This is a genomic window from Paracoccus albus (assembly GCF_027913035.1).
Lineage (GTDB): Bacteria > Pseudomonadota > Alphaproteobacteria > Rhodobacterales > Rhodobacteraceae > Paracoccus > Paracoccus albus.
The window spans coordinates 2507819-2518486 of record NZ_CP115775.1; the positions used below are offsets into that span (position 1 = coordinate 2507819).

Here is a 10668-nt window from a genome sequence, read left to right on the forward strand (position 1 = left end):
ATCCGTAATGTCCCGCAGGCTTGACCAAGACACAGGGTGGGTTATCCCAGCGAAGGGAGCAACTGAAAGCAACACAAATGCGCGTTCTTGTGGTAGAGGATCATACCGAAACGGCGGAATATATCTCTTCCAGCCTGCGCGCGCAGGGGCATCTGGTCGATCACTGCGATAATGGCCGCGAAGGCTTCCTGTCAGCGCTGGACAACAATTACGATGTGATGATTTTCGACCGTATGCTGCCGGGACTGGACGGGCTGACACTGATCAAATCGGTGCGCGGCGCAGGGGTAGAGACACCGATCCTGATCCTGTCAGCGATGGACGGCATCGACGACCGGGTCGAGGGGCTTGAGGCCGGATCGGACGATTATCTGGTCAAGCCGTTCTCGTTTCAGGAATTGTCGGCGCGGCTGGCGGCCCTGACCCGCAGACCCCCCCTGAAGACCGAGGAAACCGTCCTGCAGGTGGCCGATCTGGAAATGAACCTGATCCGTCGCACGGTCACGCGGGCGGGCCTGTCGCTGGACCTCCAACCCCGCGAATTCAGCCTGCTGGAATATCTGATGCGCAACGCCGGACGTGTGTTAACCCGCACCATGTTGCTGGAATCGGTCTGGGACTTTCACTTCGACCCCAAGACCAATGTCGTCGAGACCCATATCAGCCGCTTGCGTAACAAGGTCGACAAACCTTTCGACACCGAATTGATCCACACCGTCCGCGGCGCGGGCTACAGCCTGCATGGCTAGGCACACTGGCATATCGCGCTTCCTGCGCTCGACCTCGGCGCGCCTGTCACTACGGTTCGCGGCGCTTTACGCAATCATTACCGCCTTGGTATTCGGGCTAAGCTATCATTTCGCGGATCGCGAGATCAGTGAATGGGTATCAGATCAACTGGCCGATGATGCGGCCGGTTTCGCAAGTCTCTATGAAAGCGATGGGCTGGAGGCGGTTCAGGCAAAGCTAGGAGGTTTTGCCGGGTTCAATTTCGAAGACTATCGGATCTACCTGCTTGAGGACGCCAATGGCACCGTTCTGGCCGGAAATGTCGATGCCATCGACGGACAGGGCAGCGGCTATGTCCCCATCGATGCAATTCACGCCGAAAAGCCACGCTATGAGGATGTTACCGGCTATCTGCTACATTCGGTGCAACTCGGCCCGAACCGGCTGACCTTGGGCACAAGCACCTATTTTCTTGAAGAGCTGCGCGAGGTTCTCGAGCGCGGTTTCGTTGCAGGCTTCATCCTCTTGCTGCTTGCTGGTTTGCTTGCGGGGATCATTGTAGGTCGCAGAACCGAACAGCGGCTGACCCAGATTTCAGCGACATTGAAGTCGGTGGCGATGGGCCAGTTGGAACGTCGCGTCCCCACGACTGGCTCCGACAGCGATGATCTTGTCCGCATGGCAGAAGAAATCAACCGGACCATCGCCCAGCTTCAGAAGATGGTCGACAGCCAGAAGCAGATATCAGCAGATATTGCCCATGATCTTCGCACCCCGATGCAGCGTCTGAGGCAGCGGTTGGATGTGCTGCTGAATGCGCCCGATCTGACGCGTGAGAACAGGGAGGTCGCGGAACAGGCCGTCGAGATTGCCGACGATCTGATCGAGATATTCCATGCTCTGCTGCGGATCGCGCAGATCGAGGCCGGTCAGCGTTCAGTTCGGTTCGCCGCGACCCCGCTTGCCCCGATCCTCGCCCGGATTGAGGATGCTTATGGTCCCGTTGCCGAAGAAAACGATCAGACGCTGGTGTTTGACATTGAGGATCAGGACGCGACGGTTCAAGGCGATCAGCAGCTGCTAACCCAGATGATTGCAAACCTCGTTGAAAACGCCCTGCGCCACAGTCCCTCGGGAACGCGGATCGAGGTGACACTGGCAAGGGCAGAAAACAACGTTCTGCTTCAGGTTTCAGACGATGGACCAGGCATCCCAGCGGAGGAGTGGGATAAGGTCTTCCGCCGCTTTTATCGCCTTGAGAAAAGCCGAACCACTCCTGGCAACGGCTTGGGCCTTAGCATGGTCAGAGCGATCGCGGAGCTACACACCGCAGCAGTGACAATGAACGATAACAATCCGGGCCTGAGCGTTCTGCTGCGTTTCAGCGAGGCAGCGCCGCGAGGAGCTTAACCTGGACAATACAGCGTGCGAGACCTTGAAAGCGCCACACGAACAAACCCGCAACAAAACAGTTTGACATTCGTGCCCGGGTTGACTCATAACCCAAGGATCGAAGACGAGCGCCCGGAGAACAGACGCCTCTCAGGTGCTCATCAGGTCAGACCCTCCACACCTCCCCCTTGCCATGGTTCCTCCCCGACGCGATCTGTATTCGGGGGGGCGCAGCGCAGAAGATTGCCAGCGTCAGGCGACTTCACCGGGGAATCCAGGCGGAATCCACCTGAGCCACAAAAGATCTTTTTCGATCAATAAAACAAGGCCTTAAGAATCTTCGCAGGGTGGATTCCTTGTGGATTCCGGGTGGATTCCGAGGATCCACTTGGCGGAAGCCAGCGACGGGATCCAGCGAGGCGGAAGCCACCGGGATCCACCCGCTGAGAAACCACCCAAAACCACAGGACGACCCTGCCCCATGGACCTCACCTTCGCGCCGCGCCAGATCGAGTTCTGGCCGATCGAGCGCCTGCGCCCCTATGCCCGAAACGCCAAGATGCATGGGCCCGATCAGGTCGCCCGGATCGCGGCGAGCATGGCCCGCTTCGGCTGGAACGTGCCCTGCATGGTCGGGGACGATGGCGAGCTGATCGCGGGTCATGGCCGCGTGCTGGCGGCAACGGAACTGGGGCTTCATGAGGTGCCGGTGATCCGGCTCAGCCATCTCGACGAGGCCGAACGCCGGGCCTACCGGATCGCCGACAACAAGCTGACGGAACTCGGCGACTGGGACGAGGAAATGCTGCGCGACGAGGTGGCCGGGCTGCTGGCCGACGATTTCGACCTCTCGCTGCTGGGCCTTGCCGAGGACGAGCTGGAGGCGCTGCTACAGGATCCGGATCTGGCAGATGACGGCGCGACCGAGGGCGAGGACGAGGTTCCAGAACCACCCGCCGATCCGGTCTCGGTGCCGGGCGATCTCTGGCAACTCGGGCCGCACCGGCTGATCTGCGGCGACAGCACCAGCGCCGATGTGGTCGCAAAGCTGCTGGGTGATGTCCGGCCGCTGAACCCGCTATTCGTCGAGGCTCTGATGGGCTGGCCCACCGGGTAGACAGGCTCCGCCTCTGTGGCAATGGCGTGGTCCCACTGGTTGCGGCGCATGCGCTTAGAACTCTGGCGTATCAGCTGCTGGAGGACGAGTGATCCGGTCGGCTAACAAGCTCAAAGGCAGCTTTGAGCCCAAAGTACCAGTTACTGCACTATGCGCGAATGTCGGCCATCAATGATACTACGCCTACACACGCGCAATCTCACGGATCAGATCATTTGTCTCTGGTCTCGTCGTTTGGTGCCGATAACGAAGAGCAGAAACAGTTCGCGAAATTTCAAGGCCGTCGATGGGTATCGAAACGAGGCCCCTGTCTGCTGGAATTGCCGTGGTTGGCAAAATCACCGCGCCTAATCCCTGCCGCGCGAGTTCGACTAACCAATCCACGCGATTTGACCGATAGGCCGCGTAGAGTTCGTGACCTTGGTCTGCACATGCCCGATGCAACGCATCGCGCATTTCGCAATTGGGTCGATCGAGCATGTCAGTTTCAGCGAGTGTCGAAAGAGAAATAGCGTTTCGTCCAGACAACGGGTGCGACTTGGACACCACAACCTTGTAGGCCTCGTCATAGAGCTGGTCTATTCGATAGAGGTCTTCACTGACCGTCGCCGCTGTGACAACGACGTCAAATTCACCCTCTCGCAATCCGGCCATAAGCTTGGAGGCAGACGCCACGATCAACTCTATTTCGGCTTGCGGCAATCGTGTACGGAAGCGTTCCACGGCGGCTGAAATCCGGTTGTGACCAATCGTTTCGCCAACACCGACAGAAACAGGAACCCGCTCTAGTCGCGTGTGGCGGACGGCTTCTGCCTTAGCTGCCTGCGTTTCGTCATGCGCTTTCTGTAGCCTTGGCTGCATGAGTTTTCCGAGTGCCGTCAACCTGCATCCCGCGCGGTCCCTGACAAACAGATCACCCCCGAGCTCGTGTTCAAGTTTCTTGATCGCGGTCGTCAAGGACGGTTGGGAAACATTTGAGGCGCTAGCTGCATGGGTGAAGTTGCGATGCTGGCAGACAGCCAAAAAATACCTGATCTGGTTCATCTCCACTGCCACAGTCTCCGTCACTTTCCGCCATGAGGTTCACCATAGCACATGTCTATCAAAGAATAGAAGTTCGGGATTGGTGCCTGAGGCATTCGGCATGAGAAAAGGGTGCATCGAAACCAAACACAACAACCTCTCAATCAGGAGGCGACCATGAAAGACCAAATTCTCAAGACACTCACCGCTTTGGCCTTGATCACGACATCTGCAGCCGCACAGGAAACCCCAATGGAAAATCACACTGCCAGCTACATCGCCATGTCCGCCGCTGAAGGCCAGACCGAAGCATTCGCCGAATTTCTGGCCGGAGCCGCCCCGATTGTCGCGGACACCGAACCAGGCACCGTGCTTTGGTTTGCCTTACAAGACGACGATACGCTCGCGATCTTTGATATCTTCGTGGATGAAGAAGCGCGCAATGCGCATTTCTCCGGCGCTGTGGCCGCGGCTTTGAACCAAAATGCCGACGCGCTGGTCGCCGGGGGCTGGGACGATGGTGTTGTCGCGAATATCAACAATTCCGATGTCCTGTCGGTGAGGGAACCGGTTGATCTCTACTCGGCCACGACAGCCACGTACATCACGCTCGAGGCAGCACCCGGCAGAGGGCCGGAATTGGCAGCCTTGCTGACCGCAGCTGGTCCCATCGTCGGAGAAACCGAACCCGGCACATTGTTCTGGGCGGCGCTGCAGATTGACGAAACATCCTTTGCAATCTTCGACATCTTCACTAACAATGCTGGCCGTGAAGCACACTTTGCCGGTCAAGTCGCCGGGCTGCTGAACGAACGGGCAGCGGAGTTGGTCGCTGGCGGGTGGGACGACGGTGTGGTCTCTAACGTCCAAAACTTCGACATCCTCGCCATCAAGTAACGCTATGTGACAGGAACAAGAGGCGCCTGGTGCAACGCATCAGGCGCTTTGCCGAACGAGTTTAGATTCACCGTGAAGCGGTCGTTCGAGTAACTGCAGCGAATTAGCGCTTTCTCCCGCTTTGCCGCCATTTGACGGGCTGGTCCTATCTGATCGAAGGGCCAACATGCCCGGCAAGTCGATAGACCCGGCCCCTCTCTGCGAGTTTTTCGGAGGTCACGGTCAGGCCCAGTTTCTTCTTCAGCGAACCGGAAATCGCACCACGAATCGAATGTGCCTGCCAGCCCGTTGCCTCGGCGATCTCTGCAATGGTCGCGCCCTCCGGCGCCTGCAGCATGGCAATCAGCTGCGCCTGTTTCGTGCCGGGGCGCTGGGCGGCGGCGATGGCCTCGGGCTTGGCACCGCGCAACCCCGCCATGGTCTTGACCACGACCGGATCGATGCCGATGGCGTCCAACCCGGCCCCGGTGGCGATCAGCGTGGTGCCATGACCATCGCCGGTCTCGCGCCAGAGCGGCTCGCCGCGCCGGAGATTGGCCTCGACCTCCTCGATGAAGCCGAGCTCGATCATCCGCCCAATAGCCATCTTCGCGGCGGCGCCAGGCAGCCCCTCGGGCAGCGGCAGGGCGAGATTGCCCGGCCGGGCGCTGGCGCGGGTCAGGATCAGGGTCTGGGTGTCGGTAAGTTTGGTCATCGTTAACTCCGTGTATCGCCGCCCCAGGCTGCGGTCGGCTTCTACGGAGCCGGGCCCCGCGTGGGGCGTGGCTCAGCGGTTGGCACGGGCCAGCCTGTCAGGCAGCGTGTTCGCCCTCGCCAAAGGCAAAATCGATGATCTGCTTCAGTAGATGGGCCTGATACTCGAGGCTGCCGAGGTCGCCCCAGTTCAGCCGCTCCGAGTCGGCACCGAAGTGGTCGTCGCTGAAGGACTGCAACCGGGCCAGCATCGCGTCGATTTCGGCTTTCTTCGCGATGAAGGCAGCAACGGCGGCGTCATTGGTTCGGGCGGGCTTGCGGGTCATGTCGATACTCAGGTTCATTTCGTGGCGGCGGCAAAGCCAGCGGCATGGGCCTCTACTAGCGCGCTGCGGATCGCCCAGACTGCGACATCGTGGAAATCCAGCGCGTCGCGTTTGAGGGTCTCCAGCGTCTTCAGCCTGTGGAAATGGCGCTGGGCGATGTCGGTCAGCAGGGTGTCTGTGGCGGGCTGGTTCGGTTTGGTCATGATATGGCCTTCGGTGGTGAGTTGCATCGCATTGGCACCGTCAGAATCGCTCTGATGCACGGCCGTATAAAGTAAATCACGAGCAATTTCATTTCTTTATGATCATGCTGAAGGGTGCCGATGTAGGACATTCGAGAATACCACGAACAACCTTATGACAGGCGGACCTTTAGCCTTGGGGCGCTGCGACCTGTGTCACGCGCCGGACAGAACCTGCTGCTCCCAATCCGCTTCAAGCACAGCTTCCGCACGTTTTCGGGCTCGCCTCGCTTCTTCCTGCGCGGCCGCGCGACCACCAAAATCCGCAACGGCGCGCAGGCAATCCTGCAGTGCCTCCTGCACCTCGATCACAGCGGCCCCGTCACGGGCGATGGGAAAGAAGAAGACCGAATAAAGGTTCGCCATGTCCAGCGGCGGCGCATAGACCGAACCGTAGGTTACTTCGGCCTCTGGATCAGGGTCCTCGTGCAGAACTTCCAGCACACGCGTTCCGGCGCGCAAGACTTCGATGGCCGTGCCGGGGTCGTTGATGCCGGGTGACAGCGCCTTGCTGGCAACCTCGCCAAGAACAATCAACCCATAGCCAAGATCCTGATCGAAGCTGCGCGCTTCGCCAAGCGAGAAAGCCTCGCGGAATGTCGCGAGAGCCTCATCCTCCACGGGACCGCTAAGGCGCAGCAATGGCTCTCCGCGGTGGACATATTTGCCGGGCATACGGCGGATTTCGACCTTCATCTTCAGATGGTCGGCAAGAGTTTGCAGTTTCTCGATATCGATATACTGAACATAACCGGACTGGTCAGCCATAACCATCGGTGCATCCTCAGACAGAATATCGGACCGCGGTACGGCGCCAAGCGCACGATAATCGCGATACAGGCGCGCGGCGGGTTTCGCCGCTGTTTCGATCCGGGCGATGATGTCGCTCATCCTGCCAAAATCGTTCAGGTGGTTGACCCAACGCACCAAAGCCCAGGCGATCAATGCGATATCGCCAAGTGTCGCCACGAACAGCAGCACGCGCGCATTGTCGCTGTAAAGCCCAGCCGACAAGCCGATGATCCCGACAATACTGAACAGGAAGGAGCCGATAAATATCGAAACCGCCGTCTGCGCGGTGCGATCCTCCTCCAGCAGCCTGGTCGCACGGGGCGTCGCGTTTGAGGTGGCCGAGCCATAGGCCCCGACCAGAATCGACATCGAAAAGGTTGTGACCGCCAGCATAGAGGACGCGATGATATTGAGCAGCGCGTCAACCGAACCTGAGGCGAGATCGATTTTCGGGACATAGGGCAGGATCGGCCCGATAAGTGGCGCGAGCAGCGCCAGCAGCACCCCGGCAAGACTGTAAAGGACAACCCGCACCCACATCTTGCGCAGTTGCACGCGCAGTCGCTGCACCCATCCCCTGTTGAACCTGCCTGTCATCGAGCGTCCGTTCCGTCGTCAGCTTCGCTTCCCGGCCTTGGTCCAGCCAACCGCGCGGGATTGCAACCCATTACCACTCAAGGTGGCTATCGCTTGCCACGACTTCGCGCCCTGCGATTGCGCCGCCGCAGCAGCACGCCGGCAACCACGGCGGCAGAGCCGTACATCACATGCCGTGATGTAATGCCGATGCGGGCTTGCGCGCTTTGACGATAGCGAGGATCGAACAGCCGGGTGTCGGACAGGAACTTGCCCAGCAGGGTTTCCTTGCGTGGCGTAATCGGGCGCAACCCGCGCCTTTCGCTGTCGTTTAGCGCGTCGATAGCCGCGATGATACTGCCTGTCCTGTCGATCGCCTCAGCGACCTGATCTGCCTCGACTCCGAGATGTTCTGCCAAAAGGTCATTGCGGATCGCGATGATACGCCGCCGATCCGTGTCCTTTTCCGCGATCAGCGCCACATCGCTTTCGGTATCGAACCCCATCGAGCGGCGGTCGATATTGCTTGAGCCAATGCGCAGGAACACATCGTCGATGATGCTGGTCTTGGAATGGACATAGATATCCTCACCCGCGTCATTGACCGGCGACAGGATCAGAAAGCGATTGTAAGGATCATTCTGCGCCAGGTCGCGGATCATGCGGCTGCGGGTGACATGCATCGCCTCATCCTCGACGTTCCCCTGCGCTGCGTGTGGATTGATGACGACGATCTCGGGTCCGTCTGGCTCTCGCAGGCGTGCCCGGACGGCATCGGTGATACTGTCGGCGGCGAAATATTGCGGCTCGAGGTAGAGGCAGTCCCGGGCGGCCCTGATGCTGTCGAGGTAAAGCGTCTCGATTTCCGTCACCGTGGGGCGATCGGCTTCGGGAGGCGCTGTGCGGGCAATTGCAACCTCGATATTCTCGAAATCCGGCGCTAGGTCTGATGGCCAGATATCCCCCCCCGTGTAAAATCTTCGCCGATCGGCTCGCCTGTCGCGCGTTCCCATCGGTTCCGGCACAACTCGCTGAAGGCAGCCGCGGCATCTCCTGAAATCAGCGTCGTTGTGTCATGCCATGGCTGCGCGATCTCGCCGTTCTTCAAGCGACGCAATGTTTCAAATGATGCATGCTCTCGATTGTCCCAGCGACCTTCGGTGACGTCGATACCGCCACAGAATACCGGCGCGTCATCGACAACAACGATTTTCTGATGATGGCAGGCGCCGATGGGATGGTGGCCGTCAAAGGCCAGATGGAGCTGCTTCGGCGAAAGCAGCTTGATCTGGAATGCCGGAAGGATGCGCCCGGGCGCAATCAGCGCACCCCCGCTCCATTTCAGCAGATAGATATCCAGTCCCTCGCGTCGCGCCGCAAGTGCATCCAGAAACGGACCGATGGCGTTCGGAAAACCGTCAGGCGCATCGCCGTTGTCATCAGATTGACCGGGCAGCATCTCGATCTCGAAGTCAAAATCCCAACCGACGAGAATGACCATACGCTCTGCTTTCAGCAGCACCTCGCGAAGGATGCGGAAATAGTCCTGCCCATCCACGATGACGGACAGCCGATCGGCCGCCGCAACACGCCAGCAGTTTCGACCCGGTTCGAAGGCAAGGCTTTGCATATCTTTTTGGCCCACAGGCTATTTCTGTCATGCAGTCCGAATAACTCATTCCGGTCGCCCAAAGTTGCCGGCAGTATCGACCCGCGCATTCATGATCGTCTTCAGCCTGCTGATCACCTGGCTTTCCTGCAACTTTGAGAGCGCGTGGCGCGTCATATCTCAGGAAGCCCCAATATGGAGAATGCCCGGTGCAGATTGCCATCCTCTATGCCTCGACCCTGATCATCTTTCTGGTCATCGACATCGTCGGTATCACGCAGATCATCCGGCCGATTTTCGAACGTCACGTCGGTGATCTTCTTGCCGATCCGTTCCGTATGATGCCCGCGGCCGCATTCTATGCGGCATATATTGTCGGCGTTCTGTATTTCGTCTCGGCTCCTGCACTGGCCGAGGGAAGACCGGGCAAAGCGCTGATAGGTGGGGCGCTGATCGGGCTGATGTGCTATGGCACCTATGAGTTCACCAATTACGCGACGCTGCGCGATTGGTCGATGCAGCAGGTCGTGACCGATACGATCTGGGGCGGGTTTCTGACCGGGTTTTCGGCTTGGGCCGGAGTGATGGCCACACGTTGGCTGACATAAAGGCGCTTGTCATTGGTGACAGTGGCGGGATCGGCGCGGCCATCGCTGACGTCCTGCGGCGTCGCGGCGTCGAAGTCACCGGCCTGTCGCGGCGCGACGGACTGGACCTGACCGATCAAGCCAGCGTGGCGCGGGCCGCCGATGCGATGGCTGATCAGCGCTTTGACCTCATCTTCAACGCCACGGGTGCACTGGTGATCGAGGGGCATCAGCCGGAAAAGACCATCCGCGCCATCGACGCCGAAGTCATGGCCGCGCAATTCGCGCTGAACGCCACCGGGGTCGCGCTTCTGCTACGCTATTTCAGCCCAATTCTGCGCGAAAATGCGCGCGCTGTATTTGCCTCGCTATCGGCACGCATCGGATCCATCGGCGATAATGGGCTTGGCGGCTGGATCAGCTATCGCGCGGCAAAGGCTGCGCACAACCAGATCATCCGCACCGCGTCGATAGAGATCGCGCAGAAGCAAAAGCAGCATATCGTCGTCGCCCTGCATCCCGGCACGGTCGAGACACCGCTGACGCAAGACTATGCCGCGCGCCATCCGACGATCAAACCGGCTGAATCCGCAATGTCCTTGCTGGCTGTGATCGACGGGCTGACGCCCGAAGACAACGGCAGTTTCTGGGACTGGAAGGGCGAGCGCGTCGAGTGGTAGGTCCG

12 protein-coding genes and 1 pseudogene are annotated in these 10668 nt (G+C 59.6%); 6 read left to right on the top strand and 7 right to left on the bottom strand.

All coding sequences use genetic code 11. From position 1 onward, the window contains the following. The first annotated feature begins 77 nt into the window (after positions 1-77). The 3 genes and pseudogenes from PAF20_RS12605 to PAF20_RS12615 all read left to right on the top strand — a co-directional run. Positions 78-749: a winged helix-turn-helix domain-containing protein gene (locus PAF20_RS12605; protein WP_271070977.1), complete on the top strand. Its 672-nt coding sequence runs from the start codon at positions 78-80 to the stop codon at positions 747-749. Next, a complete protein-coding gene (locus tag PAF20_RS12610) occupies positions 742-2139 on the top strand; it encodes a sensor histidine kinase (RefSeq protein ID WP_271070978.1) in 1398 nt (465 codons plus the stop codon). The genes PAF20_RS12605 and PAF20_RS12610 overlap by 8 nt, the downstream gene beginning before the upstream one ends. Positions 2140-2602: 463 nt before the next feature. Continuing rightward, positions 2603-3193, top strand: a pseudogene (locus PAF20_RS12615) (ParB/Srx family N-terminal domain-containing protein); the annotation flags it as partial. Positions 3194-3421: 228 nt separating this feature from the next. Here the strand turns inward: PAF20_RS12615 and PAF20_RS12620 are convergent. Further along, the gene (locus PAF20_RS12620) at positions 3422-4282 is read right to left on the bottom strand and encodes a LysR family transcriptional regulator (protein WP_271070979.1); all 861 of its coding nucleotides are present in this window, start codon (positions 4280-4282) and stop codon (positions 3422-3424) included. A 156-nt stretch (positions 4283-4438) separates the two neighbouring features. Here PAF20_RS12620 and PAF20_RS12625 point away from each other — a divergent pair, with 156 nt between their 5' ends. Next, positions 4439-5158, top strand: coding sequence for a putative quinol monooxygenase (locus tag PAF20_RS12625; protein WP_271070980.1), 720 nt, complete (start codon positions 4439-4441; stop codon positions 5156-5158). A gap of 145 nt (positions 5159-5303) precedes the next feature. Here PAF20_RS12625 and PAF20_RS12630 read toward each other — a convergent pair whose 3' ends face one another. The 6 genes from PAF20_RS12630 to PAF20_RS12655 all read right to left on the bottom strand — a co-directional run bounded on the left by PAF20_RS12630 (position 5304) and on the right by PAF20_RS12655 (position 9417). Then, a complete protein-coding gene (locus PAF20_RS12630; RefSeq protein ID WP_271070981.1) occupies positions 5304-5852 on the bottom strand; it encodes a DUF3489 domain-containing protein in 549 nt (182 codons plus the stop codon). 97 nt (positions 5853-5949) lie between these two features. Beyond that, positions 5950-6177, bottom strand: a complete 228-nt coding sequence (locus tag PAF20_RS12635; protein WP_271070982.1) for a hypothetical protein — start codon at positions 6175-6177, stop codon at positions 5950-5952. A 14-nt stretch (positions 6178-6191) separates the two neighbouring features. Further along, positions 6192-6440, bottom strand: a complete 249-nt coding sequence (locus tag PAF20_RS12640) for a DUF6900 domain-containing protein (RefSeq protein ID WP_271070983.1) — start codon at positions 6438-6440, stop codon at positions 6192-6194. A gap of 135 nt (positions 6441-6575) precedes the next feature. After that, positions 6576-7808 (bottom strand): DUF2254 domain-containing protein, encoded by a 1233-nt coding sequence (locus PAF20_RS12645; protein ID WP_271070984.1) that lies wholly within the window; start codon positions 7806-7808, stop codon positions 6576-6578. Between the two features lie 86 nt (positions 7809-7894). Continuing rightward, entirely contained in the window at positions 7895-8659 is a 765-nt protein-coding gene (locus tag PAF20_RS12650) for a phospholipase D-like domain-containing protein (protein WP_271070985.1), read from the bottom strand. Between the two features lie 68 nt (positions 8660-8727). After that, positions 8728-9417: a phospholipase D-like domain-containing protein gene (locus PAF20_RS12655; protein WP_271070986.1), complete on the bottom strand. Its 690-nt coding sequence runs from the start codon at positions 9415-9417 to the stop codon at positions 8728-8730. A 188-nt stretch (positions 9418-9605) separates the two neighbouring features. On the opposite strand from PAF20_RS12655, the gene PAF20_RS12660 reads away from it, so the two are divergent. Both PAF20_RS12660 and PAF20_RS12665 read left to right on the top strand, forming a co-directional pair. Continuing rightward, positions 9606-10004 carry a DUF2177 family protein gene (locus tag PAF20_RS12660; RefSeq protein WP_114350770.1) on the top strand — a complete coding sequence of 133 codons (399 nt, stop codon included), beginning with the start codon at positions 9606-9608 and terminating at the stop codon, positions 10002-10004. Further along, positions 9992-10663 (top strand): SDR family NAD(P)-dependent oxidoreductase, encoded by a 672-nt coding sequence (locus tag PAF20_RS12665; RefSeq protein WP_271070987.1) that lies wholly within the window; start codon positions 9992-9994, stop codon positions 10661-10663. The genes PAF20_RS12660 and PAF20_RS12665 overlap by 13 nt, the downstream gene beginning before the upstream one ends. Positions 10664-10668: the final 5 nt, after the last annotated feature.